This is a genomic window from Embleya sp. NPDC050154 (genome assembly GCF_044460165.1).
Classification (GTDB): Bacteria; Actinomycetota; Actinomycetes; order Streptomycetales; family Streptomycetaceae; genus Embleya.
In genome coordinates this window covers 61266-86501 of sequence record NZ_JBITJP010000031.1, presented here as the reverse complement: position 1 = coordinate 86501, position 25236 = coordinate 61266, and the positions used below count along the sequence as shown (strand labels likewise).

The 25236-nt window shown below is 69.0% G+C and carries 16 protein-coding genes and 7 pseudogenes; 10 read left to right on the top strand and 13 right to left on the bottom strand.

All coding sequences use genetic code 11. The features are described 5' to 3' along the window. Positions 1 to 154 precede the first annotated feature (154 nt). From ACIBSV_RS42800 to ACIBSV_RS42785, 4 genes are all read left to right on the top strand, one after another. Complete coding sequence (locus ACIBSV_RS42800; protein ID WP_395872898.1) at positions 155 to 682, top strand: DUF488 family protein; 528 nt, start codon at positions 155 to 157, stop codon at positions 680 to 682. A 65-nt stretch (positions 683 to 747) separates the two neighbouring features. Then, positions 748 to 1032 (top strand): hypothetical protein, encoded by a 285-nt coding sequence (locus ACIBSV_RS42795; RefSeq protein WP_395872897.1) that lies wholly within the window; start codon positions 748 to 750, stop codon positions 1030 to 1032. A 150-nt stretch (positions 1033 to 1182) separates the two neighbouring features. After that, a complete protein-coding gene (locus ACIBSV_RS42790) occupies positions 1183 to 1779 on the top strand; it encodes a hypothetical protein (RefSeq protein ID WP_395872896.1) in 597 nt (198 codons plus the stop codon). 215 nt (positions 1780 to 1994) lie between these two features. Next, entirely contained in the window at positions 1995 to 3392 is a 1398-nt protein-coding gene (locus tag ACIBSV_RS42785) for a hypothetical protein (RefSeq protein WP_395872895.1), read from the top strand. Between the two features lie 5 nt (positions 3393 to 3397). On the opposite strand, the pseudogene ACIBSV_RS42780 reads toward ACIBSV_RS42785, so the two are convergent. Further along, positions 3398 to 3765 (bottom strand): annotated as a pseudogene (locus tag ACIBSV_RS42780) (transposase); the annotation flags it as partial. Between the two features lie 139 nt (positions 3766 to 3904). Here ACIBSV_RS42780 and ACIBSV_RS42775 point away from each other — a divergent pair. Further along, positions 3905 to 4930 (top strand): annotated as a pseudogene (locus tag ACIBSV_RS42775) (IS701 family transposase); the annotation flags it as partial. Positions 4931 to 5292: 362 nt separating this feature from the next. On the opposite strand, the gene ACIBSV_RS42770 reads toward ACIBSV_RS42775, so the two are convergent. The 6 genes and pseudogenes from ACIBSV_RS42770 to ACIBSV_RS42745 form a co-directional block, all read right to left on the bottom strand. Beyond that, entirely contained in the window at positions 5293 to 7572 is a 2280-nt protein-coding gene (locus ACIBSV_RS42770) for a protein kinase (protein ID WP_395872894.1), read from the bottom strand. A 30-nt stretch (positions 7573 to 7602) separates the two neighbouring features. Next, on the bottom strand, positions 7603 to 9927 hold the full coding sequence (locus ACIBSV_RS42765) for a protein kinase (RefSeq protein ID WP_395872893.1): 2325 nt from the start codon (positions 9925 to 9927) through the stop codon (positions 7603 to 7605). A 279-nt stretch (positions 9928 to 10206) separates the two neighbouring features. After that, a complete protein-coding gene (locus tag ACIBSV_RS42760) occupies positions 10207 to 10587 on the bottom strand; it encodes a hypothetical protein (RefSeq protein ID WP_395872892.1) in 381 nt (126 codons plus the stop codon). A 377-nt stretch (positions 10588 to 10964) separates the two neighbouring features. Next, positions 10965 to 11536: pseudogene (locus tag ACIBSV_RS42755) on the bottom strand (transposase family protein); the annotation flags it as partial. 90 nt (positions 11537 to 11626) lie between these two features. Continuing rightward, a pseudogene (locus tag ACIBSV_RS42750) lies at positions 11627 to 11788 on the bottom strand (type I methionyl aminopeptidase); the annotation flags it as partial. Next, a pseudogene (locus ACIBSV_RS42745) lies at positions 11742 to 12071 on the bottom strand (SAM-dependent methyltransferase); the annotation flags it as partial. The pseudogenes ACIBSV_RS42750 and ACIBSV_RS42745, both read right to left, overlap by 47 nt. Positions 12072 to 12196: 125 nt before the next feature. Here ACIBSV_RS42745 and ACIBSV_RS42740 point away from each other — a divergent pair. After that, positions 12197 to 12619, top strand: coding sequence for a DUF6924 domain-containing protein (locus tag ACIBSV_RS42740; RefSeq protein WP_395872891.1), 423 nt, complete (start codon positions 12197 to 12199; stop codon positions 12617 to 12619). Positions 12620 to 12623: 4 nt separating this feature from the next. On the opposite strand, the pseudogene ACIBSV_RS42735 reads toward ACIBSV_RS42740, so the two are convergent. Continuing rightward, positions 12624 to 13236, bottom strand: a pseudogene (locus tag ACIBSV_RS42735) (transposase); the annotation flags it as partial. 756 nt (positions 13237 to 13992) lie between these two features. Here ACIBSV_RS42735 and ACIBSV_RS42730 point away from each other — a divergent pair. Next, positions 13993 to 15276, top strand: a complete 1284-nt coding sequence (locus ACIBSV_RS42730; RefSeq protein WP_395872890.1) for a hypothetical protein — start codon at positions 13993 to 13995, stop codon at positions 15274 to 15276. A 127-nt stretch (positions 15277 to 15403) separates the two neighbouring features. Then, complete coding sequence (locus ACIBSV_RS42725) at positions 15404 to 15949, top strand: DUF1877 domain-containing protein (protein WP_395872889.1); 546 nt, start codon at positions 15404 to 15406, stop codon at positions 15947 to 15949. A 480-nt stretch (positions 15950 to 16429) separates the two neighbouring features. Here ACIBSV_RS42725 and ACIBSV_RS42720 read toward each other — a convergent pair whose 3' ends face one another. Beyond that, a complete protein-coding gene (locus ACIBSV_RS42720; RefSeq protein WP_395872888.1) occupies positions 16430 to 16921 on the bottom strand; it encodes a transposase in 492 nt (163 codons plus the stop codon). 413 nt (positions 16922 to 17334) lie between these two features. Beyond that, the gene (locus ACIBSV_RS42715; RefSeq protein WP_395872887.1) at positions 17335 to 17658 is read right to left on the bottom strand and encodes a hypothetical protein; all 324 of its coding nucleotides are present in this window, start codon (positions 17656 to 17658) and stop codon (positions 17335 to 17337) included. 626 nt (positions 17659 to 18284) lie between these two features. Between ACIBSV_RS42715 and ACIBSV_RS42710 the strand changes: the two genes are divergently transcribed. Further along, positions 18285 to 20591, top strand: a complete 2307-nt coding sequence (locus ACIBSV_RS42710) for a prolyl oligopeptidase family serine peptidase (protein ID WP_395872886.1) — start codon at positions 18285 to 18287, stop codon at positions 20589 to 20591. 875 nt (positions 20592 to 21466) lie between these two features. Here ACIBSV_RS42710 and ACIBSV_RS42705 read toward each other — a convergent pair. Beyond that, the gene (locus ACIBSV_RS42705) at positions 21467 to 21835 is read right to left on the bottom strand and encodes a hypothetical protein (protein ID WP_395872885.1); all 369 of its coding nucleotides are present in this window, start codon (positions 21833 to 21835) and stop codon (positions 21467 to 21469) included. A gap of 660 nt (positions 21836 to 22495) precedes the next feature. Next, complete coding sequence (locus ACIBSV_RS42700; RefSeq protein WP_395872884.1) at positions 22496 to 23116, bottom strand: hypothetical protein; 621 nt, start codon at positions 23114 to 23116, stop codon at positions 22496 to 22498. 102 nt (positions 23117 to 23218) lie between these two features. Between ACIBSV_RS42700 and ACIBSV_RS42695 the strand changes: the two are divergent. Then, a pseudogene (locus ACIBSV_RS42695) lies at positions 23219 to 23475 on the top strand (IS5/IS1182 family transposase); the annotation flags it as partial. Positions 23476 to 24049: 574 nt separating this feature from the next. On the opposite strand, the gene ACIBSV_RS42690 reads toward ACIBSV_RS42695, so the two are convergent. Then, positions 24050 to 24862 (bottom strand): IclR family transcriptional regulator, encoded by an 813-nt coding sequence (locus tag ACIBSV_RS42690; protein WP_395872883.1) that lies wholly within the window; start codon positions 24860 to 24862, stop codon positions 24050 to 24052. Between the last annotated feature and the right edge of the window lie 374 nt (positions 24863 to 25236).

The following is a 25236-nucleotide window of genomic DNA, read 5'->3' as shown; positions in this document are numbered from 1 at the left end:
TGCCAGTCGCAGAGGCAGACGTCTTCTGCCTGGAGGAACCCCCGGGAGCACCCTGAATGGGGCCGGGACGTCGGATGCGTGGGGCTCGTACGGCGGGCAAGCAGTCGGCCGGCAGATGAGGCGGGCGATGCAGTGGCATCGGTGAGGCGGCAGGATGACGAACCGTATCTGCACGGTGGGGCATTCGACGCGCGACTTCACGGAGATCTTGGAGATGTTGCGGAGCAATGAGATCACCTGCCTGGTCGATGTGCGTTCGTACCCCTCGTCGAGGAAGTTTCCGCAGTGGAACCAGAGCGCGATCATCGACGCTCTTCCTCCCGATATCAAATACCGGTGGATCCCGAAGCTGGGCGGTCGGCGGCATACCCCCGAGGGCGTGTCGAGCGTGAACGGTGCCTGGCGGGTCAAAGCCTTCCGTGACTACGCCGACTACATGGCGGGCGATTCCTTCGAGAAGGGACTGAACGAGTTGCTCGAACTGGCCCGCCGCGAACGGCCGGCGATCATGTGCAGCGAGGCGGTCCCATGGCGCTGTCACCGCCGGCTGATCACCGATGCGCTGATCGTCAGAGGAGTCGAGGTCGTGGACATCATGTCGCCCACGACGGCGAAGCCGGCGATCCTGAACAAGAACGCGCGGCTCCACAACGGACTCCTGACCTATCCGGCACACCCCTGAGGCCGACTGGGCATCATCGTGGAAGTCCGCGAGCTGATCGTCGCCCTTCAAATGGATCCACGCCGGTGGAACATCGCCCTCTCGACCAGTGCCTCGGCGCCGACTACCCCCCAGAGCAGCGGCTGGCTCAACTTCGCCCCGGAGACGGTGGAAACGGGCGCAAGGTGCCGGGCGTGGCCACCGTGGTGCGCCGGCCCGAGACCGGGGCGAAGGACCTTTTCGACGGGTCGAGCGAGAGCATCTCGGTGACCGGGGCCGACCCGGGCATCGACGCGGTGATGAAGCAGAAGCACACCGATAGGCAGCCCATCCGTGGTGTCATGGGCAAGTTGGTGGAACACACCGGATAATCGTATTTGACAGCGCTTGTCGGCTGCATTTTGACCAATTTGTCGGAAAATCTGGGCACAATCAGATTCCGCTATGATTTACGGACGCAGCTCGGCCCGCAGGCTCAGGCTGAGTTTCCGTGGATTAATCTCCGAGGAGTGGCGGATGTCGTGGCTGATCACTTCCTGAAACAGCCGGACGAGTCGGCGAGCAAGGACAGCATGGCTCGTTATGTGGAAGTCCGGTGTGCCGGGCGGCGTCTACGCGCCAAGACACCCGATGGGCTTCTCGGGCTCCTCATCGAGAGCTACGGGGACTGCACCGATGACGCGCAGCGATTGAGTGCTCGGCTGGATTATGCCTGCCGAGCCCGGGTGGATATTCAGTCGCTGCTGATGGCCGGGGAGATGTTCGAGTACAGCACGCCGGACGAGTCCCGGGTCCTGCGCGACCGCGGACCTGCTCCGGAGCCGCCGCCTGTGTGGCACTGTGCGACGCCGCTCGTTCTTGTGGCTTCCTTTTACGAGCCCGCGGGGGGATTGTCCCGGCCGCGCACGTCGGAACCCGGCCAGGTCTGGTGGATCGATCCCTCGACCGCCTCTTCCCTGCTGATTGCCCTGCACGAAGTGCGTTGGCTGGACATTATCCGGCCCGGCGGAATGCAGCCGCAGGATCGTGGGCCGTATCGGCACCAGGGGAAGAACGGATCGGCCGGATTCTGGCGTCGCCGTTTCCTCGAGATGCCACGCCGCCGGCCTCCGCCCTAAGGCCCTGTTCCCGGCCGGAGACCGTCTCACGCTATCCGGGTGCGAAGCCTGAAGACGTTCGCCGGAATGCGGCCACCGTACGGCGAGTCGGCCTCCGGACCCTGATGGCCGCGTGTAGATAAACGGACGCTCGATGAACCATCCATATTTTTGGTGAAAAGTTTATGGGGCCTGAAAGCCGACGCTTCTCGTCACTTCGCGATGCGCATGAGTTCATGAAGACCGAGGTCGATCGCCCGGTCGAACCCGGTGAGATCACGCTCGACAACGGGTTCAAGTTGGACATGCATCCACACTTCTTTGACGACGGCACGTTCACCAACTCGTACGACCTGAACTGGGCGCCTGAAGACGCCCGGGCGGCGATGCGCATCACGCCACGTCCAGAAAGCATGCTCGTTCACGCTCCAGGTGTTTCAGCCAGCACCTCGGCGACTTTCTTCACCTTTCTGGATGAGGCATCCGCTATTCCCCGGCAGGCCAGCCTCAATCTCATCATCAGTGAAGGCCGAATTCTCGGTATGCCCGTGGTTGATCGGGAGGCCCTGTACATCCGTGACGGAGAACTCGCGATGGACCACATAGCGGCAAGTGGCGAGTTATCGCTCAACGGAAGGACGCTGACCTGGGCAGGTAGTAGGACCGACAGGGATGCGCAGAGTCATGTGTATGGGAACGGCAACATCAGGGTCACCCTGAGACGAGACCCCAAGACCGGTAGCAAAAGGTGCCTGGACGAAAGCTCGCGTTTCACCCCCGTCATGCCCGCCGTAGAATCACGGTCGGACGTCGGGTTCATGGCTTCGGAGGATGGCACGTTCACATCCGTGGCCGTCGCTCCGCAGGGCGGGATGGACATTTTCTCTTATGACCTCGTGGTCCGATGCCCGGAAGAGCACGTCAACCGGAAGGGAGAAAACCGCCTCGCCATCAAGAGCATCGGCTCCTTACGGGCGGATAACCTGCCCGACTTTGCGGTCTCCTCTGGGCCTTCGCTGAAGACACCGGATTTTTTCGCTCATCCCATAAACCAGGATCCGTCTTTGGGCACCAGGCCCGTCTTCGCGGACCTGCAGGCGATCAGGATGGTGGTCTACGGCGGGCTCGACGATCGTACGCACATCCGACTTTTCGACGGGCGGCCGGGCTCTTCGACATTTCCGGGAGTGACACCCGCCCAGACGCGCGACATCATAACGGCCGACATCGGGTTCACCTGGGGCGCCCATGTGGATGGGGGTGGGAGCGCCAGGATATCCATCGTCAAAGACGGTGTTCTTCGGAGTTTTGGAAATCGTCAATATCTGAAATGGCCACGACCGGGTCAAGATTATTTCCTTTGGGAGCGAGAGCCTCCAGGTCGTGATATTCCCACGCGTTTTGAATTGACGGGGCCAGGCAGGGCGCGCGAACCACGAGACCTGGATGTCGGGAAATATCTAGGGCCGGTAGCGGATCTTCGGACGCAACTCGGCGGAGGGTCTCCGCGTAATCGAGCGAATCCGGAAAGCGCCCCCTTGCATCCCTCCGCAGGGCGGGAAAATCTACGCAATCCCCATGGGACCCCCACCAGGAGACCCACCGAGAGGGACAGGGGCATTGGGTTTTCGTGATCCGAGTACGCCTTGCAGGCGCGGAGTTTTACGGGCCGTCGACGACGCGGTCCGCGACGGGACCGCACGGCCGGTATTCCGCGCACCAAGGGCTTGAGCGCCAGGATGTCGTTGGTGTTTGCCGCGGTCGACCGGGTCGGCCCGGTCGGCGCACCCCCCTTTTTTCGCTCGCACCGACGCGGCGTCCGCGATCGCCGAGGTCCAGTCCAGTTCGCTACGGGCACCCAACGGTCGAGCACAGCCCGATGTAGCCGCCGCCACAGCCCCGCTTCAGTCCATGGCGCGAACCGGCGGTGCGCGGTCGCCGGCACCCCGAACGTCGGGGGGGGAGATGCCGCCACGCGCAGCCGCTGGTCAACACGTACACCACGGCGGTGAAGCGTCAGTTGCTCTCTCGTCACAACAGACGATCTACCAGACCAGGACTGCCTTGACGACGAATCCCGCAGATTGATCACGACCCGATACACGCCCAAGTACTGCAACCGCACGGGCCGTGACTGTTGGTCAGGATGTTCGTCGGGCCGTTCGTGGATGGTGTCGTCGGGGTTGGGTTGGCTCGGTCGTGGGCTGCGGGGTTGAACGGGTTGCATGATCGGTTCGTGTCGAGGTTCGCTCATGCGGGGCCGCAGGCGGCGGCGTTGGACTACATGCGCGGGTTGATGTCGCCGTTGGAGCGCAAGAACGGGTGGACGGTCGCCGAGCAGGCCGGGCACGCCCGGCCGGACCGGCTGCAGCGTCTGTTGAACGCGGCCGACTGGGACGCGGACGAAGTCCGGCACGACCTGCGGGAGTTCGTGGTCGAGCGTCTCGGCGACCGGCGTGCGGTCCTGGTCGTGCACGACACCGGGTTCCTGAAGAAGGGCACCGCCTCGGCCGGTGTCCAGCGGCAGTACACCGGCACCGCGGGGAGGATCGAGAACCGCCGGGTCGGCACGTTCCTCGCCTACGCGGCGCCGGCCGGGCACACGTTGATCGACCGCGAGCTGTATCTGCCGAGGTCGTGGACGGACGACCGGGACCGCTGTCGGGCGGCGGCGATCCCCGACGATGTCACGTTCGCCACGAAGATCGAGCACGCCAAGGCCATGATCACCCGCGCCCTGGCCGCGCGGGTGCCGTTCGCGTGGCTGACCGCCGACGAGGCGTACGGGCAGGTCAAGGGCCTGAGGTACTGGTTGGAGCAACGCGGGGTGTTCCACGTGCTCGCGACCGGGTGCAACGACACCGTGGTGACCGGGATGTTCCTCGAGCGTCCGGTGGACGCGCTGGTCGCCTCTCTGCCCCGGCAGGCGTGGAAGCGCCGCTCGTGCGGCAGGGGCGCGCACGGCGAACGCGTCCACGACTGGGCACGCGCGCCGATCCGTCCGTGGCGGGAGGAAGGTGTCGAGCACTGGGTGCTCGCCCGCCGCAGCCTCGCGGACCGCACCGAGATCGCCAACTACGCGTGCTTCGCGCCCGAGGGCACCACCCTCGACACGTTGATCCGCGTCGCCGGGACCCGTTGGACGGTCGAGGAGTGCTTCCAGACCGCGAAGACGCGTACGACACGTCCCAGAAGCGCTGCATCAGCCTCTACGCCCACGCGTACGCCCCGGACCGCACCCGTGTCTGCCTGACGGCTCGCTACGATCCCGGGACCGGCCCGGCCCGGCCCGACCGAGCCCTGGCCCCCGCGCGAGGGGCACTTGGAGATCCGGCTCATGCCGCACGGTGGGCTGGTCCATCGAAATCTCGAGCCGGGCAACATCATCATGGCCGAGGGCGGTCCGCGTGTCCTGGACCTCGGGGTCGCCCGGGCGGTCGCGCCGACCCGGCTCACCTCCACCGGAGCGGCCTTCGGCAGGGGACGCGCGCCGTCGCCGGGCTGCGGCCGCCGAACGGCAGGCGCTTGCCGCGGTCAACCGGGCGTGACGTCGTAGCCCACCAGGCCCGGTCGGCTGCGGCTGTCGATCGCGATCACGAGGGTTCCGGCGGCCACCACCCGCTCAGCCGAGCCGATGACGAATTCCTGCGGGAGTGTGCCGGTCGCGGCGACCGATCCGTCACGGAGTCGACGCTCCTGCACCCGAACGTCCGGCCGGTCGAAAGCGGTCGATGTGCGCTCGATCGTGAATACGGACCCGTCGCGGATCGCCAACACCGCAAATTCCTCTCGGGTGACCAGCGGAAGGTGCCAGCGGACCGTCCCGGAAGCGGCATCCAAGGCCACGATCTCGGTCGCCTCCATGCCGCCGCTCGTGTCGCGCTTGTCGGCCGTTGTGACATAGGTGTCCGCGTCGCCGAAACCCAGTGTGGAAATTGTGCCGAACGGCTGCTTCAAAGGCAGTTCGCGGGTTTTGCCGCCATCGGGCCGCACAAAGACGACACCGTCGGGCTCCGTCTCGTAGGCGAATGTCTCCGCCTTCAGGGTGGAATTCGCCGCGGGCAGGTCGATCCGGCCGCGGACCCTGCCGGTGGCCGGGTCGATGTCGAGTACCCGGTAGGCGAGTGTCAGACGGGGATCCTCACATCGCTCGCGAACGCGCAACGCGGATCGGGAGAGGGTGACGTCCAGCCGTTCGCAGCCCGCCTCGCGCCACGGGAGTCGCCAGCGTTCGACGCCGCCCGAACGATCGAAGCCGCGGATGCCGTCCTCTGCCGCGACGGTGGCCACATCACCGTGCATGGCCGCCAGATTGGGGCCATCCGGTCGGCCGACCGTGTGGTGCCACAACAGGCGACCTGTCGCCATCTCGTAGGCAGCCGCCTCCTCGCACGTGGTCGGGCTCTCGAACGGCTTGCCGAACACGATCACGCCAACCCCATCGCTGGTGGCAGTATTTCCGTCCGACGCGTGGCACGGGACCAGATCGGGTGCCGGCGGTGCGGCGATCCACAACTGCCGTCCGGTCCTCGCCTCGTACCCGCGCACTCCCGCGGCATCGATCCGCACGATCACGTTGTCGTCGCTCCACACTCCCCACAAACGCGTGTCCACGCTCTTGTCGACGTTGTACGCGGTCCAGACCCGGCGCCGGTCGCCCGCCGCAATCACTCCCTCGACGTGCGCGCCGGACGGCTTGCCCGCTTGGGCACCCATGCGCGGCTGCGACCGCTCCTCGTTGTCCGGCCTGATCAGCCACATGCCGGCCAACACGCACAGGATCAACGCGACCACGCCGAAGGCGAGCACACCGGAACGCGATATCCGGGCGGCCCTCTTCTCGTCCGAACCCTCGCGCACCGCGAGTCGCCGGGTACGCGCAGGCGGGAACGGGGCCGACGTGTCGCGATCGTCCGCAACGGGTGTCACCCGCTCGTCGACCGGGGGCACCGCGTCCGCGCCGCCGTTCGACCGCGGTGGCTTCCCCAACCGCGATTGCGCGGCGCGCGCCGCGGCGATGACCTCCCTCGGCGTCGGACGCCGGCCGGGATCCTTGGCGAGACAGGACGCCACGAGATCCCGCAGGGGTAAGGGAACACCGGCCAGATCAGGTGCCTGATGTACCGTCCGGAACACCACCGCGGCCTGCGGACCGTCCCCGAACGGTTCGCGGCCGGTGGCCGCGAACAGCAACACGCCGCCCAGCGCGAACACGTCACCGGGCGCGCCCACCGGCTCGTCCCCGGTCAACTGCTCGGGCGAGGCATACCCCAGGGTGCCCAACGCGGCGCCGGTGCGCGTGAGTTCGTCGTCGTCGGCCGCGCGCGCGATCCCGAAGTCGATCACCCGTGGACCGTCGTCGGCCATCAGTACATTCGACGGCTTGAGGTCACGGTGCACGATGCCGGCGGCGTGGATGACGATCAACGCCTCGCCGAGCGCGGCGGCCAGGGTACACAGCCTCCCGATCGGCAGCGGTCCGTCTCGGCGCACGGACGCGCCCAGGGCCGGTCCATCGACGAACTGCGTCGCCAACCAGGGTGTTTCGGCTTCGGGACCGGAGTCGACGAGTGGCACGGTGAAGTAACTGAGGACCTGCTCCGCCGCGTTCACCTCGCGCCGAAAGCGGGTGCGGAAATCAGGATCCGCCGCGAACTCGGCGTGCACCACCTTGACCGCGACCCGGTGGCCCTCGTCGTCCTCGGCGAGGAACACGCGCCCCATGCCGCCGTGTCCGAGCCGCGCCACCAGCCGATACCCGCCGATCCTTTCGGGATCGCCGGGCTCCAACGGCTGCGCACCGTCGCGCGTCATGGTCGCTCCTCACATCGCCGCACCAGGCACCTACCCCTGCGGTTTCCACATCGTGACCACTCCCGGGTCCGCTGTCCGGCCGGTGACCAACATCAGATTGTTCCCCGCCAGTCGGGCCGCGGCGTAGTTGTAGGAGGCCAGGGAACCGCCTTCGAGCAGCGTGCCCGCAGGGCGGGGCGCGCCGTCTGCCAGGGCGTATCGGGTCAGCCCGCGAGGCTCGTCCGCAGCGAGCGCCAGGACACCTTGGTCATCGACACCCAACACGAACGTCATGCCGCCCTCGGGCCTGCTCCGATGCCAGCGCACCCGGCCGGTGTCGGCGTCGACGGCGGCGATCCCCCTCGGCATGTTCCAGCCGCCCTCGGTGACCAGGACCACGACGGTGTTCTTCCAGCCGAAAACGGCCGGGGCGAGTTGGAGGTTGTTGCGCTTGTCGGGCGCCAGCGCGCCGAAGTCCTGGGAGGTCTGCAGGCGCGGACCGGGCCTGCCGTTCGCGTCGAACACGACGAGCGGTCCCGGATCGCCGCCGCCGGGTCCGGGAAGGCTCACGGTCACCGGTTCCGCGATCTCGATCCGATCGATCGGTACCCCGCCGGGCAACGAACCGGTCCAGCGCACACGGCCGTCCGTGACGTTCACCGAACGGATGGTGCGTGCCCGGGCGGTGTCCGTCTTGTCGCGGGGGTCGCACGTCACACCCTCGGCCACGGTGGACGGCCCCACGACCGCGGTTTGCAGCGAGCAGCCCTCCGCCGCGAGGTCGTGCTCCCATGCGAAAGCGCCGTCGCGCAAGCTCCAGGCCGTCAGCACGTCTCCGGAGCGCAGGACGACCCGGTCGTGGCTGACGCCGACCGGCTGTGCCGAGACATCGTTTTCGAAGTGGTCCGTGTTGCGGCCCGGGCGGGGCTTGTCCCATAACGCTTCGCCGGTCGAGATGTCCACGGCGACCACGCGATCGCATGTGGGTATCCTGTCCACGATCGCGCCGAAGATCACGATCCCGATGTCGCCGTCGAGGTCGCGCGCCGCCTGGCAGGGGTACATGCCCGCCCTCGGCGGGCGCAGTGTCCACAACCGGCGGCCCGTGTCCGGGTCCGTGCCGCGAACATCGGTGCCACCGACACCGACCAGCACCCGATCGGTCAACCACGCGTCGATCGCGTAGGGCCCGTTCGCACTCCCCGGCGGGGTCGTCGTGGAGGCTTGCGGCGCGAACGTCTCGTTCCAGGCGCGCGTCCACGACGCCGGCGACGCCGCCCCGGCGAGCGCGCTCGTGGGGTCAGGGAGCTTGGGAGCCGGCGGGTACGCCGAGGCGGTGGGTTCGGCCGTCTCGATCACGGGCGGCCGAACGGCCGGCGCCGTGGACGTGGTCGACGGGCCACCCACCGCGCCGGGTGCGGCGCCGTCGTCGCCGAGCTTCACCGCAACACCCGCGCCCACCACGACGACCAACGAGGTCACGGCCGCGAGCACGGGTCGCCATCGCCGTACACGCCCGGGTGTCGGTGACGCCGAGGCCCGGTCCCCCTTCGGATCGAGGGACGCGATCACCTCCTCCGGAGTCAACCGCTCGGCAGGGTCCTTCGCGAGACACCCGAGCAGGATCGGAAGAATCCATTCCGCCGCGCCTTCCAGGTCCGGTTCGCACGTGGTGACGCGGTACCCGACGACATGGGCGGGTCCGGCACCGAAGGGGCGACGGCCCGTCGCGGCGAAAGCGAGTACGGCACCGAGCGCGAACACATCGGCGGGCGGGGCCGAGTCCGCGAGGACCAACTGCTCGGGAGCCATGTAGCCGGGAGTGCCGATCAACACGCCCGTGCCGGTCAGCTTCGTCGCGTCCGCGGCGCGCGCGATGCCCAGGTCGATCACCAACGGTCCCTCGTCGGCGTCCATCAACACGTTGGACGGCTTGAGATCGCGGTGCACGAGCCCTGCGGCGTGGATGTCGCGCAGCGCACCCGCGAGGGCAACCCCGAGGCCCCGCAACGCGTAGTCCCCGAACCCACCCCATGCGTCGACCACTTCGCGCAGCGAAGGGCCCTCCACATAGGCCGTGGCCAGCCACTGCTCCTCCGCCTGCGGGTCGGCTGCCACCAACGGGACGAGGTACCGGCTCCGCACCGCCCGCGCGGCAGCCACCTCGCGCGCGAAGCGCGCGCGAAACGACGGGTCGCGGGACAGATGCGGGTGGATGATCTTGACCGCGACCCGTCTGCCCGCCGCATCGTCCGCCGGACGCGCGAGATACACCCGGCCCATGCCTCCCTCACCGAGCGATCGCTCGACGAGATACGGACCTATCCGACGTCCCACACCATGGCGCCGCCCTGTGGGCGGGCTCCCCGTCCCCATCGCAGAGATGCTACAAGAGGGCGTCTGAGAAGGGCCGTTCAGGGATGCGAGGTGGCGAGGAATGCCCTCACGGTCGAGGACCTTGAGGTGGGGCACGCTTGGCCGACAATGGACCGCGGCGCAGCGGCGGGTTGGTGGAGCTGCCGGTGGCGACATGGGCGGAGCATCCACCAGCACATGGTGCTTCCGCGCGGAAGCAGCGCTCTCGAACGGCGCCGCGCCACGGGTCCGAACCCTGTCCCCCGGCTCGCCACGGCGGATGTCGCCGGACCGAGGGGGTCAGCGGCTGAGGTCGAGGACCCGTACTGCTTGTCCGGCCCATCGGTCGGGGGTGGTGGTGGCCACGAACGCGCCGCCCGGACGTTCGAGGGTGGGCCGGGCCGCGTGGCGGGCGTGTGCCGCGCCCCGGGTGTCGTCCGGGGCGATCGCCAGTGCGGCGGACAGGTCCAGTTCGAGGACGCCGACGCCGGGCAGCGCGGCGATGCGCTCGGCGGCACCGGGGCGAATCCGGCCGGCCTCGACCAGGGCGCAGGCCGGAGCGTACGGGAACCAGCCCGGTTGGGCGTGCGCGCGATGCATGAGCCTGGACGCCATGGCGTTCGCGCGTCCCGCGACGACCATGGCGCTCTCGGCCGGCACGACATGCAAGGCGCCGCTCACCACGGGCCCGCCGCCGCGATACGTCGGTCCAACTCCGGGTCCGGGCTCGCCTGTTCGGCCTCGCTGGTGTCGTAGCCGCTCCACTCCCGGGGACGCCGGGCGAGAGCGACGTCGGCGGGTGGAAGTCGGCGACGCTCGGAAGGCCCGCCGGCACGAGGCCCTGGGCCGTACACGGCGCGGTCGACGGGGTGGCTCGGCTCGGGAGTGTGGTTGCCGTGTGATTCGACGTCGGGAACTCCGTGCCGCCGTGGCTCGCGACCAGGAGCAGATCGACACCCTCACCGCAGATCGCCGCACCGCCGTGGACACGCCCGTCCTCCCGGCCCTCGCCGTCCGAGGACGCGCCATGCCACATCGGTTCCGACCGCAGTGATGTGCTCTTCCCGGCCGCGTTCGCGGCGGTGCGGGACGAGGACGCCGGTGCGCGGTAGCCGCCGTCGCCGATCACCCGCGCGGCGCCGACGGCTGCCGCCGCGCCGGACAGGCCCCAGGTCTCGCGGTCGTTGCGGTTGCCGGTGACCGGGCGGCCGACCGCGACGACCAGGCGGGTGTAGGCGTCGATATCGACCTGGTGGTTCGTGAAGTACCGGTAGTTCTCGGAGCGTTCGGCCACCGTGTGGTCGCGGGTCGACACCGGGGTGCCGTCGACGATGAACACGGCGTCCTTGCGGAACCGCTTGGGCGGTTGGATCGCGAGCAAGGGCCCAAAGTGGTCCACACGACGCGGTCCGGCTGCGGTCTTCGACACCCGAACCGTGGTGCGAGTTGGCGCAGCGTCAGGTTCGTGCGCCGGTACGCGGCGACCAGGAGAACCCGGTCCTCCAACGAAAGCGCCCACGGCCGGCCCTTCCCGGCCGGGGTCGGCGCCCTCGCGTCGCAACGCGCTGACCAACGTGCCGAACTGAGTCGATGACGCCGTCGCCTCGGCCGACAGCGTCCTGCCCGTGATTCGAAACCGTGGAAACCCGGGGCTTGTAAACAGGCCGGAATACTAGCCGTTGGACGGCGGCGGTCTGTGGCAACGATCACAGCTCCGATCTCACGAGTGCGCCCCCTTCGGCAAGGTGAGGATTTCGGCGCCGCCGTCGGTGATGGCGATCGTGTGCTCGCTGTGTGCCGTTCGGCAGCCTGTTGCGCTTCGGAGCGTCCACCCGTCGGCGTCGGTGACGAGTTCGGCGGTGTCCGCCATGACCCACGGCTCGCGCCGAACAGCGGGCGGTCACCGGCTGAGTGCCGGACGACGCGATGAAGTCGGTGACGCTCCGGCGGACGTGGGGGTTCTCGCTGACGAGTTGGCACACCACCAGGAAACTCCCCGGACACAGCCGTCGGGCGACCCGGCGGATCAGGGCCTTGGGGTCGTGGCGGTCGGGGATGCAGTGCAGGACGGAGACGAACAGCGCGGCGACGGGCCGTTCGAAGTCGATCATCTCGCGGACGATCGGGCGGTCGAGGATGTCGTCGGTGTCGCGCATGTCGGCCTGCGGGAACAAGTGGGGTGTTTGGCAATCCCGGGCTGCCGTTCAAGGCTGGGGCGGTCATGTCGTTGTGGTGAGCGCCTCCTGCCGCTGCGACAGTCGATGTCACGGCCGAGTGAGAACCTTGCGGCATGCCTCTGCCTCTACCGGATGATCTGACCTCGCTGGTTCTGCGTACCGACTTCGGCGACGAGGGAGCCTGGAACGCGGTGCGAGTCGCGCTCGATGCCGTCGACGAGTATCCCCACGCCACGTGCGTGAGCGACCGGCGTTTCGCCGACGTGGGCGTCCAGGTACTGCTGGATGAAGAGGCGGCCGCAGAAGACGACGACCGGATCTTCCACCTGTTCGTGGCGGACACAACGACGATGGAGGACCCGGTTCACCCGTTTTTGGCCGTGGACCTGTCGGACCAACCCGGGCGGACGTTCCGAGTGCCGGTTCGGTGGATTCCCGATGTCTCGGCCAACCTCAGCATCGGGAACATGGACTTTGCGGAGTTCGCCGAAGCTGCTGATGGATCAGGGACCTTCCGCGGCTTCGACGAGGGCTGACAGTTCACCCCGGGCTGTTGCGGACTGCCCGGGCGGGCTGTGTGCCGCGCCGGTTCAGGGTTGATTCACGGGTGAGGCGTCGGCTCGTCAGGTCGATCATCGCGACGTGGATCATGGCTTCTGAGCGGTGCGGGTGGGTTTCGTAGTCGCGGGCCAGTCGGCGGTGGTGCATGAGCCAGTCGATGGCCCAGGGTGCGTTCGACGATCCACCGCCAGGCAATGACCTTGAACCCGCGTGTCCGGTCGTCGGGGGCGCGCCGGACGACCCGGACGTCGATACCGAGTTCGGCGCCGTGTCCGACGGCCTGGGGGCGGTAGGCGGTATCGGTGAACGCCTTGGCCATGCGCGGGTGACGGGGGGAGCCCCGGGAGAGCAGACGGACACCGCCGGTGTTGTCGGAGACGCTGGCTGCGGTGACCCACACGGTTGGGAGCAGGCCGAGGGTGTCTACGGCAACGTGGCGTTTGCGGCCCGCGATGCGCTTGCCAGCGTCGACGCCCTGGTCGACCGCGTGCACGTTGGCGGAGGTCCTGACGCTCTGGCTGTCCAGGACGCAGGCGCTCGGTTCGGCGTCCCGTCCGACTTGCTGCCGGACGAAGGTCCGCAGCAGGCCGTTCGTCGCCGATGTCATGACCGAGCAGTCGGCGGCGATCCCCCTCCCCGGCGATGCGTGAGGCGAGTGCGTGACCGGCCCGCCATACGCCCCATCGTCACCGACCTCACCCGACGCCACCCGAACGCCGTCGGTGTCCGTGACCTACGGGCCGCCACCGGGGCGCGCTGAAGACGCCGCGCACGCAGGCCTTGTTCATCGTTCGGCTACGCCTTCCCTGCGCGTCGATCGCGCCGCCTACCCCGGCGAGGTGTCGTAGATCCCCACACGTCGTCCATCGCGTTCGCCCCTGTGCGGCGGTTCGTGGCCGCGCAGGCGTCTCCGTCGATCACCATCGTGCGATACCTCACCTGCGGGATTCTTTGTGCCTGTTCCCGCGCGAATCCATGGGCCCGCGACGCCCACATGCGGTCCAGCGCAGGCAGCCTCGGCGCGAACCCGAAGAAAGGTGTTTCGCACATGCCGGCGCGTGTAGGGACGGCGTCGTGCGGTGTCATCGTGGCCGTTGCCCTTGGCAACGCCGCCGGCCGCGAGGAGGAACTGGTGCGCCTGGCCGTGGAGCTCACAGCGAGCGGAGCGTCCCAGAACGCGATTGCCGCAGTCGCGGGGGGAGCAGATCACGTTGTCCGTGCCCGTGAGTCAGGCAGATGGCCGCGCAAGGTGACGCGGGTCGCAAATCCGCGTCGGGCCGACCGTGCCACCCCGCCGCGCGGGTTTTTTCGCCGGCACGGTCGAGTGGCGCCCGACTAGGGTCGCCGGATGACGACTCCGATACCGGGATGGGCCCACCGTGACGCGCGTGGGGTGTGTCCGCATCTTGCCGTGGACGACGCGGCGTTCCTGCGGGTCTTTCATCCGGGCCGGCGCACGTTCGACTACGTCTGCAAGCACTGCGCAGAGCGCTCGACGGCGGAGGGGAACCGTGGGGTCGCGGACCTCGCCGTGGCCTCGGCCGAGGTCGTCGAGCGCCTGGAACGCAGCGGCTTTTGGGATGGGGTCGTGGGATTCCCCGGGGCGATCGACGGTCCGGACCGGCTCGCGCTCCTGCGCCGTCCCGCGGATGTTCGCCTCGACGGCTTTCGGGCCGTGGCCCCGGTCGTCGACGCTCCGGGTGAGCGCTGGATCGTCGCGTGCGACGACGTGTTGCTGGAATTGGACGGTCGTACGGGACGCACGCGAGAGATCGCCGCGATCCCCCTCGGCTCGCACGGCAAGGGCGCGAACGGCGAACTCGTCGTCGCCACCGACCGCGCCGGACGTTTCGTCGCCGTCGCCCAGGCGAAGGGTCGACACGGCGTGGTGCTGGAGACGGCGTCCGGGCGGGTCACGATGCGACTCGACCGCGGCGACTATCACGAGGACGTCTGCGAGTTCCCCGTCGCCTTCGCCGATGTCGCCGGACGCACGGTGCTGGTGCACGCCACCGCGTGGAATCGGCTCGACTGTTCCGACCCGTCGACGGGCGCCGTTCGCACCGAACGCGCGTCCCCGAGCCACCGGCGCGAGACTCCCGTCGATGAGCACTACCTCGACTACTTCTTCTGTGGTCTGAGCGTCTCGCCCGCTGGACGCCGCATCGTGTCGGACGGATGGATGTGGTCTCCGTGCGGTGTCCTCGCGGTGTGGGATCTGCAGGCGTGGCTGAGCGTCAACCCCTGGGAGTCCGAGGACGGCCCCACCCGCCGTGAACTCGCCCCCAGACTCGAGACCTGGGACGCCCCCCGGGTCTGGCTCGACGACCGGCGGCTCGCGGTGTGGGGGTTCGGTGTGGAGGAGCAACTGCACGACGGTGTACGCGTCTACGACGCGGAAACCGGGGCGGAGACGGATTGGTTCCCGGGACCGGTCGCGAACCTCGCCGCCGACGGCACCCTCGTCTACTCCCTCCAACCCCACCTGGCCGTCTACGAGATCGCCACCGGCCGGCGACTGCTCGTCGAACCGGATTTCGCGGCCCGGTCCCGCCACCCTCGCACCGGAAGCCTGCTCGCGATCGACGACACCGGACGCGTCGAGTTCGCCGAGGTGACCGACACCCGGTAGACGCGGTGGCCACCCGCGAAACGTGGCGTCGCGGTTCGCCGGGCTGCCGACGAGCCATCGGCACGATCTCCTCGGCGTGATCACTGCCGGCTGCAAATCCGGTGGACAGCGTCGGGATACTGCCGTCATGGCCGTCACCCAGCAACTCGCCCGAGTCTCGGCGGAGTACATCGCCGCCTGCCGTCGGTCGGCCGAAGAATCACCCGACGGAGATCATCATTGGGATCCGCCGTCCGAGGACTGGCTGGATCTGGACTGGGCGCCCTCCATGCCGGCGCGAGCCTGCGAACTGGCGCGACTGGACACCGTCCGCCTCGAGGCGCTCAAACGCGCGACCGACGGCGACGGCGACATCGATCCGGGCTTTCTCAACGCGCACCCGCATGCGATCGCCTTCTTCGGCAACTCCGCCGCGACGGCCCTGTGCCCGGACGCAGTCGTCCGGGTGTCGGCGCTGCTCGAAGAGATCGACATGCGGGCGATCCTCCGGTCGGTCCTGGACAGCGGCACGGAATCCGAGCTCGGCAACGGGTTCATCGGCGATCCCACCGAATACCTGCTTGGCCACTTCGGCGCACTCCGTGACTTCTACACACAAGCAGCCCGCAGGGCCTTCTCGTCGTGCTGTGGTGGGACTGACCAGGAAGCCTCCTCGACCAACCGACAGCAGTGACCGGGACGGCCGGCTCCAGCCGGCGGGCAGAGCCTCGGAAATTACGTGACCACAGCCCTGGAGTGAGGCCGCCGACTGATCGCGCGAGGCGACGGCGCAAGCCGTCTGCTCAAGGCGACACAAAGGAGTCGGAGCAGCCCGACGGTCGTTCCCCGAGGGGCTGAGTTCGCCGGTGCGGGTGGTTGCGGTGGCCGGAACCTGTCAACGCGATCAAGGCAGATAGGGATGGTTAACGCTGTGCGGGGCGTGTTCCTGGTGGTGTTCGGTGGGCTTGTTGGTCCACGCGTGGGTGGGAATGCGCGGTGATTCGGGAGGTCCGTGGACGAATCATTCGGGATGGTCTCGGTAGGCGTCGGCGAGCGTGTCCGCTTGGACTTCGCGTACGACTTCGGCCAGGCCGTGGTGCATGTCGTGGGGCGTGTGGTAGCCGATCCCGGAGTGCCGGTGGTCGTGGTGGTACCAGTCGAAGAACTCCGCGCCCTACTCGCGCGCGTGCGCGATGCAAGCGAACCGCGTCGGGAAGTCCGGTCGGTACTTCAGGCTCTTGTATTGGCTTTCGGAGTACGGGTTGTCGTTCGACGTCCTGGGCCGCGAGTGCGATCTCGATACTCCGAGGTCGGCCATCGGCTCCGCGACGGACTTCGCGGTCTGGATCGCTCCGCGGTCCGCGTGGATCGTCAGCCGACGAGCGTCCGCGTTCTGTCGGGCGACCGACTCCGTGACGAACTGCCTTGCGAATTCCTTGTGTTCGCGATCCGCGACCATCCAGCCCACCGTGTATCGGGAGTGGATGTCGATCATCGTGTAGAGGCAGAAGAACACCCGCCGATCCGGTCCGCGCAGCTTCGTTACGTCCCACGACCACACCGTGTTCGGGGCCGTTGCCACCAACTCCGGTTTCACGCGGGGCGGATGGGCGGCCTGTCGTCGGCGTTCGCGGACCTCGGCGCGCTCGCGCAGGATCCGATACATCGTGGACTCCGAACACAGGTGGACGGCCTCGTCCAACAGCGTGGTGCCCGGACCTGGGCCGGGGCCGAATCGGCGAACCTCGGCGAGTGCAACGTCGCCACCACCTCCGCCCGCTCGACCGCCGTCAACGCGCGAGGATACGGTCGGCGCGGCCGCTCGGGGCTCGGCGGGACGGGCGAGAGACGGTTCGGGCGATACCAGGTGGCCCGGTTGACGCCGACGGCCGCGCACGCCCTTGCGCGGCCGATCGTCGGCGTCAGGTCCTCCAGAGCCCGTTCACGGGCTGCCTCGAACGCCTCGCCGAACCCGCCGGGCGTGCCGAGGTCGACCGTCAGGCCTTCTCGCCCGTGTTCGTGCCCGGGCTGCCGGTGGCGAATTGATCCAGCAGCGCGGAGAGTTTCCCTGCACCTCGATTACGCTGCGGGCCATACCCAACTCGCCCTTGATCCGCGCGACTTCACGTTCGAGGCGGCAATGTCCCGCTCCCGCGGATCGGCCTTCGGCCGACCCGGCCGGGCCGCGAGCGCCACCCGCGCGCCGTCGTCCCGCTGCTGCCGCCACGCCGAGATCAACGACGAGTACAGGCCCTCCCGCCGGAGCAGGGCACCCTTGCCCTGCTTGTCCAGGCCCTCGTACTCGGCCGGGATCCGCTCCTTGTACGCCGCACTGAAACGACGCGTCACCGATCGGGGCTCCACCTGCGGATCCGGCGTCCCACGGTCTCTGCTGCCGGCCATCGGGATCCTCCTTCTCCGCCCTCGACTCATTGATTTGTGAAGATTACCTGACTCGTCCTACTTTGACAGAAAGGGGCAGTCGTGGAAGTCCGTCCTGAAGCGGGACAACACGTTCAGGGACTCGACGCGGGCGGGATCCTGCAGAAGACTCGTCACAGCGGCCGTTCCTGTTTGCTTCGTTACTCGACATCTCGAAGCTTCCAGGGCGGCCGCGTTGCTGTTCGCCAAACGCACAAACCCCGGCAAGACCAACCTTGCCGGGGTTAAAGATCAAGCTCAGAGCGTCGATGAGGGCGTGGTCCGCAGCCGGCGTGCGGTTGACCAGAGACGGGCGGGCAGGCGAACGCCGTGAGCAGCGCGGCGCGCAGTTGGGGCAGCGCGGGTTCGACTGTCTGCCGGAGGCACCCAATTGCGGCCGAGGTCGGCCGAGTTGCAGCGCCGCGGGGGTTGTTCGTTTGTGCGGTGCGGGTGGCGGAGCGAGCAGGGTGACCACGGTCCCCGCGCTTGTTCGTCCGGCGTCTCACCGGTCGCGTGCGCTGCTACGGTGGGGCACCGTTTCGGCGGCGTCGCCGGAACTTGAAACGGAGGGCGGCGTGAGCGGCGAGTCCCCGAAGGATTTCAAAACGGTGCCCCAACCTCCGTTCCCGGTGTTCCCGTCCGTCTACGACGGTGAACGGGCGGACACCCCGGCGCGTCGCGCCTGGCTGGCGGGCTCGCGGGCGGTCGGGGAAGCCCTGGCGCCGCCGAGTGGCGACTCGCTCAACGGCGCCTTCGAAGCCCTTCGCAGTGGGGATCGAACGCTGCCGCAACGCTCCGGAGGCTGGTCCTTCACGATCGAGGCCGCCGTCGGCTCACCGGGCCGCACCCTCTTCGTCACCGATCCGGCCGGTGCCAGGCGGGAGTTGCTGTATCCGGCCCGCCCACGCTCCGGTGTCGGCATCGGCCGCGGCGGCTGGGTGGTGGGACCTCCCGAGGAGGGTGATCCCCGATATCTGGTGATCTGCGACGTGGGCGAGACCGGAGCCGACTCGACCACGGTCGCGCGCGTCATCGACGCGCGCACCGGGAAAACCGTGGAGGTTTTGGACCCCGCGGTGCATGCCGTGGCCTTCACCGGCCCGCGCGAGTTCGTCTACGAAAGGGCGGTGCGTACGACCGGAGGCGCGAGCCAACACGCCCTGTACCACCATCGGATCGGCTCCGGGACCGCCGACCGAAGACTCGACCTGGGCGACGCTTTCGACCCGGTGTATCTGCACGAACTGGCCGCCTCGGCGGACGGTAGATGGCTGGCGGTCGCCGAATGCGTGGCTCTGTGGGGCATCGGCAACAAGATGGCACTGGTCTCGCTGGAGAGCGGACAGGTCCACGAGGTGAACCACGATCGGGCGCACCTCACCGAGGCGACCTTCGACGCGAACGGAAACCTGTTGCTCCGCGAGCGGGGCCGGGCTGGATACGGGACCCTGTCCCGGGTCGAGCTGCCCGTCTCCGGTGATCGGGCCCACGACATCCAATCCCGCCTGGACCGCCGGCGAACGCTTGTTCCGGAGGAACCCGGCGCCCAGATCATCGACTACACGCCGGTCGAGGTGGACGGCCGGGAGATGATCGCGGTGTCCCGCGTCCGATCCGGTCTGCTGTTCGAGATCGCCGTCGTCGACCCGAGCGGGACGGATCGACCCCGATACGTCGACCTGCCCGGCCCGCCGGTATACGAGGGCGACAGCGAGCGGATCGTGGGCGCCATCGGTGCCGTCGACGGTCTCGCCACGGCGCCCGACGGCGCCCTGCTGTTCACCTTCGGCGCATGGGGCCGGGCGACGGAGACGTACCGGGTGGACCCGGCCGGCGGTGAGCCCGAGGCCGTGACGAACTTCAGTCGCAACGTGCGTGCACGGCTGTCGATTCCGCCGATGCAGGGCCGTCTCCACCACGCCGCCTCGAAGGACGGGACGCCGGTTCCCTATCTCGTCGCCGAACCGCAGGGCCTCACCGGGAAGGCCCTGGCGGTCGTGCGCTCGTACTGCGGCTTCGCCTACCTCAATCGGGCTGCCGGCGACTCCGCGGCCGGGCGGCAATCAGCCGTGGCACTGGCCAGTGGCGGGCGGGCCGTACTCCCGGCGCTGCGGGGTACCGGGGGACACGGGTGGGACTGGTTCCAAGAAGGCCACAAGGCGAACTTCGGGAAGAACACCGAGGACGCCCGGGCCGTCGAACAGGACCTGGTGACGAAGGGCTTGGCCGATCCGAGGCAGATCGTGCAGGTGGTCGGTTCCGCCGGAGCCATGGTCGGCGCCGATCTCGAGCGCCGTCATCCGGGAGGTCGCGGCGGGGTCGTCTTCATCGATTGCGACCTCGACATCCTCGACCCCTCCGTGGCCGACGCCCTGATGCGGCGCCACGCTTACGGGCGACGCGAGGTCCCGGAGGAGGCGGCTGTACTGCACCGGCGCAATCCCATCACCGCGCTGCTGGACATGACCGTCCAGTCGAGTGCGGGCGTGCGGAACTGGTATATCACCCAGTCCGTCACCGAAGACCGCGTTGCGCCACGAGGGGCGTTTCAGTTCGTGCGCACCGCGAGCGCCGCGCTGCGACAGGGGCGGCTGTCCGGGCGCGTGGTGTTCCGCCCGACGAAGGGTGCGCATTCGGGCTCGCTGTCACCACGTGACCAGGCCGACATCTTCCGCTACATGGCGCAGACGACCGGGCACGGCGGGAGGCCGCTCCTGCGCGAGGCACCCGGCGCCGGCAAGGACCCGGCCAGGGGACCCGACGTGGTTCGTGCCGCGCTGAGCCCGATCGTGCGCCGCGCGGTCGGCGTGGCCCGGCGGTCCGGCAGAGCCCCCCGAGTCGAGGCGACAACGAGCGCGCGGCCCACCGGTCCGGTGGCCTTCCTCCGGGCCAAGGAAGCGGGATCTGAGCCGTGACCGGCCTCCGACACGCGTTGGCGGCAGGGGTCGTGGAGCCAGGAGCAGCGCGCGGCGAGGCGCTCCCATCCGGCCGAGGGCCGCGCACCCGTGGCGGACGCCGCGTGGGTCGGCAGTTGCTCCCACCGTTCGCCGCACGGGGCGGCGTCCGCGGCCGCGCGATCCGCCCACTCCTCCCCCGGGTTCAACGCCGGCCCCGCGTATCCGTCCAGGAGGCGCTTGATCCCGGCGCAGCGGTAGTGCACCAGGACGGTCCGGCGGAGGACCGCGGCGCGGGCCCGGTCCATCGGCCGCCCGGCCGCGACCTCCGCCTCGGCCGGTTCCCACAGCCGATATTGCACCAGGTGGACGTACTGCCCGCCGAGTTCGCGCAGTCGGGAGCGGCGTTCGTCGGCCAACAGGTGTGGATCGAGTCCGCGGACGACGCTGCTCGCCACGATCGGCAACTCGCAAGGAAGACCCTCGTGGTGCCTGTCGTGGGGCAGCGCGGCCAGGCGACCCAGGTTCGGGCGAGTTCGCATGGGTGGTCGCCTCGGCCGTCCTAGCGTGTGGTGGATGCGTTCGGGAGAGGCTCCGGGCGCTCCGGTCGGTGCGCCCGGCTCCGGGTCCGGGCCGGGTGGCCGGTTTGTCCGCCGGAGGGGTGCGTTCCTCTGGTTCGAATGAACTACCCGCGCCGGGGGCCGGTTTGGGGCGAGGGTGGGTGGGTGCCCTTCGTGGGGTCCACACTTTTCGCCTCGTGGCGTGTGCTGCGGGCTGCGCCCCGCGAAGGAGACGAGGCAATGGCTCCGGCCGCGGCAACGCGTGGCCGGAGCCATTCCTGTTCGTCGCGCGGGCACTTCGGTGGAGGGGACGACCGGTCGGTGCCCGTGGACGGGTCAGCGTGTCTCGCCGCGCCTGATCCTCTCCGCGATGGTCTCGATGTGTTGGTCGAACATGCGGTTGATGGTCTCCATGAGTTGCGGGTCCGGGTCCGGGTGGAGCAGGCCGGGGACCAGGTCGTCGAGGCCGATGTGGCGGCCGGGGGTGTTCATGCCTTCGAGGCGCTCCGGGACGAACGCGTCGAGGTTGCTGTTGAGCACCGCGTTGAGGGGTCCGAGCGCGGGGTCGGGGGGCTGTCGGGCGAGGAGTTCGAGGCGGCGGTGCATCGCGCGGAGTTCCTTGTCGGAGCGGGCTGCGGCCTCTTCGCTCATGACGGCTTTGCGGGTGTGGCCTTCGTCGTCGGTCCATTCACGGATGACCCACACGTGACCTCCCGGGATCGGAACCGGGAACCGTACTCGCCCGATCCGACAAGGAAAAGAGGGATCGCATCGCGGGTTGCCGGGGCCGTCGGTGCTCGCGGTGCGGGCCTGTGGGGGTGGGGGTTGCTCTGAGGATGGCGGGTGATGGTGATATTCGTGGCGGTGTTCGCGGCCGGGGCCGGTCTGGGATCGTTCGTGCGCTCGGTCGTCTTCCGGTACGCGGTGCCGCGGGCGAACCGCTTCGGCGGGCCTGCCCCGGCTGTGGCGGGGCGGTTGTTGTGCCGGGCCCGGTCGCGGTGCGGCCGTTGTCCGCGCGGGGGCGTTGCCGATGGTGTGGGATGCGGGTGGGTCCGGCGCCTGGGGTGCCGGAGGTGTCGACGGGGCTGGGTTTCGTGGGCGCGCTGGCCGTGGCGGCTCCGCCGTGGACCGCAATCGCATGGTGCTGGTTGGTGCCGTTCGCCGTGGCGTTGGCGTTGGTCGACGCCGCGGTCCACCGGCTTCCCGATCGGCTCGTCCTTGATCGCCGGCATCGGCCTGGTCGTGATCCTCGCGGGCGTCGCCGCGGCGCAGGGCCGCCCCGGCGCGCCTGTACGTGGACCGCACCGGGGTCCAGTGGCGCTACCTGTCGCACGACTTCCCACCCTTTCTGTGGAATCAAGAATGTCAAGCGCTGTGCTTATGGATCACGCCGAGGTAGTGGCGTTCACGATGGGGCACGTGGTCGTCGCGGCCAGGCGTGAAGAACACCGCGCAGACGTTCGCGGGGTGGGTAAGGATGCTGGATTGCTCTCCGAACGTGAGACGGCCGTTGACATCGTGGCGACAATCGACGGCATCAAGGCTGGCGATCAGGTCTTCTCGGAGCACTGTCGCCGAGTTGGACTCTGCGTCTGGCAAGACCAAGGGCGGCAACGTGGTCGTCGAGCCCGGCCGGAGCCTGATCCAAAGTTCGCTTACGACGCGTTGGGTGATGACCAGTTCCAGGCCGTTCCAGGCGTAGGGGTAGCCGTCGATGTCCGGTCTCATCCGGATGGCGGGGTGCGGGCGTCCTGGACCCAGGAGATCCTCGGCCACGGTCAGCGGCATGCCGCAGTGGAGCGGGCCGATACGGCCGGTCCGGGCGAAGTCGACGAGCACGTTCATCAAGGTCACGACGGTGACTCTGGCATCTTCTCGTGCTGGCCCATGGTGGTCGGTCGCCGCGATCGGGCCGATGTCGGTGGCGGCGGTTCCGCGCCGGTCGGCGGGCCTGCCCAGCGCCTGCGGTGCTTCGGGGGCGTCCACGGGGTGGTTGAGCCATCCCTCTCGATCAAGGTGCTGCAGATGGCGGGCTGCGACTGACCGCGAGCCGGGCGGCCCCGGCCTGCCGTGCTCGCTCCGGGCCGGGAGTTGGGCTTCACCGGCGAAATCGCCTGCAAAGGCGCCCCCGCCCCGATCCAGGCCGGCACGAGGTGGGTGGTGGAACGGAGCCGCGCGTGGATGAACGGCTTCGGCAACCTACGGCGCTGCACCGACAAGCGCGCCCGCGTCGTGGACTTCTGCCTCTACCTGTCCGCCGCGATCGTCACTGCGAATGCTCATCCGCCGCTCCACCCCCGCGCTACCGCTGGGACAACCGCCCCACCACCGAGCGACTCAAGTGACACCTACTGCCGGGCTCTCTTCGTGGTCGGCGGCAAGGCCGGCCCGGGCAGGAAGTGGCCACCCTTTCGGGGGACTTTGCTCCCCCGATTCCGTGACCGGCATCGTCCGGCGCGCGAGTTCGGCGGCACGCGAGGGAGCGTCGGCCGCGCCGGCGAAAGGTGTGTCCGCAGCCGGGGCCGCGTGAGAACAAGATCACGGCGGCGCTGCCCACGAGCACGCGGTGATGCTGCTCGGGATCGCCGGGACTGTACTGCACGCCGTCATCTACGGCGCGTGTTCAAGGTAGCGTCGGACGCTCCGCCCGCGCCGGCACCACCACGGTCTCGGCGTTCCAACTGGGCATGGACCTTGTTCCGGTGCTCGCAGGGATCTCACGCGACGCGGGGGTCGAGGTCACGTCTGCGGCCTGGCTCGGCGCCGGGACGGCGGCAGTCACGGTGTGGGTGGTTCTCCTCGATCAGGCGCCGTTCGCGTGCGAGGCCACGAGCCGGTACGACCCGAGTGAACCCGCGCTCGGTCCGGGCTCCTGGGCCGTTCGGGAACTCGGGATCACCGATTCGAGTGCCGATCGGCTCAGGGGCCACAAGCCCTCATCGCCAACGAGGCCTGGTACGCGATTCGGCGCAGGATCGGGGCGAAGTGGTCTGGTTGGAATCGCAGGTCGGTGCTGGCGACGGAGAGGGCGGCGACGGCGCGGCCGGTGCTTCCCATGATCGGGGCGGCGACGCAGGCAAGGCCGAGTACGGCCTCTTGGCGATCGTGGGCGATGCCCTCCTGCCGGATGCGTTGGAGCTCGGCGCGGAACCGGGCCGGGTCGGCGAGGGTGTGCCGCGTGTGCGCGGGGAGACCCGCCGCGATGGCCAGTTCCGCGGCGTCGTGGTCGAAGGCGAGCAGGGCCTTGCCCACACCTGTGCAGTAGGCGGGCAGTCGCGCGCCGATGCGAGACGGGGAGCGTGCGGCCCGGTGGCCATGGAGTTTGTTCACGTACACGATCTCGCTACCATGCAAAACGGCGAGGTGGACGGTTTCATGCGTCAGTTCGTAGAGCTCCGCGAGGTGGGGCAGCAGGCGTTCGCGAAGCAAGGCCAGGGTGGGGCCGTACACGCGGGAGCCCATTTCGGAAAGCCGCGGACCCAGACGGTACTTGTTGCCCGCGCGCTCCACGAATCCGTTGCGTTGGAGGATGCCCAGCAGCCGGAAGGCCGTCGACTTGCTCAACCGGGTCTGCCGCGCGAGTTCGGTGACCCCGACCTCGCCGTCCTGTCGGGCGAGTGCCCGCAGCAGAGCCAAGGCCTTGTCGACTGCCGTCAGTTGGTCCGGGTCACCGAGAGGTTCGAGCCAACCGTCGTTGTCGATGGGCCGCGGGATGAAGTCGTCGAGGGTCATTGCGGTCTCCTGAAGGCCGACCAAAATGCACATTCGGGATATTTTGCGCATTCTAGGGAGGTGATCCGCCCCTGGGAAGAGCACGACCAAGGAGCGGACTCTCCGCTGTGGCGCCGTTCCGACCTGCGCGAGCAAGGCGCACTTCGAACACGAACGCAGGAGCGCGCTGGCGCACCGAAGCGGATCTGTGCCACCAGGCGGCAGGCAATCGACGGCCTGACAAGCAGGTGACGGCAGGGGGCGGGGGGGGGGCCCCCCCGGGGGGGGGGGGGCCCCCCCCGGGTGGAAATAAAGAACCCGGTGCGGGGGGTGCCCCGTCCCGCCCCCCCCGCGCGCCCACACGCGGCCCGCCGCGCGTCCACCCCCCAAAACGG

Coding starts and splice junctions, on each gene's coding strand:
- ACIBSV_RS42800 (WP_395872898.1), top strand. CDS start 155: ATGACGAACCGTATCTGCACGGTGGGGCATTCGACGCGCGACTTCACG.
- ACIBSV_RS42785 (WP_395872895.1), top strand. CDS start 1,995: ATGAAGACCGAGGTCGATCGCCCGGTCGAACCCGGTGAGATCACGCTC.
- ACIBSV_RS42770 (WP_395872894.1), bottom strand. CDS start 7,572: ATGACGCGCGACGGTGCGCAGCCGTTGGAGCCCGGCGATCCCGAAAGG.
- ACIBSV_RS42765 (WP_395872893.1), bottom strand. CDS start 9,927: ATGGGGACGGGGAGCCCGCCCACAGGGCGGCGCCATGGTGTGGGACGT.
- ACIBSV_RS42740 (WP_395872891.1), top strand. CDS start 12,197: ATGCCTCTGCCTCTACCGGATGATCTGACCTCGCTGGTTCTGCGTACC.
- ACIBSV_RS42730 (WP_395872890.1), top strand. CDS start 13,993: ATGACGACTCCGATACCGGGATGGGCCCACCGTGACGCGCGTGGGGTG.
- ACIBSV_RS42725 (WP_395872889.1), top strand. CDS start 15,404: ATGGCCGTCACCCAGCAACTCGCCCGAGTCTCGGCGGAGTACATCGCC.
- ACIBSV_RS42720 (WP_395872888.1), bottom strand. CDS start 16,921: ATGTATCGGATCCTGCGCGAGCGCGCCGAGGTCCGCGAACGCCGACGA.
- ACIBSV_RS42715 (WP_395872887.1), bottom strand. CDS start 17,658: ATGGCCGGCAGCAGAGACCGTGGGACGCCGGATCCGCAGGTGGAGCCC.
- ACIBSV_RS42690 (WP_395872883.1), bottom strand. CDS start 24,862: ATGACCCTCGACGACTTCATCCCGCGGCCCATCGACAACGACGGTTGG.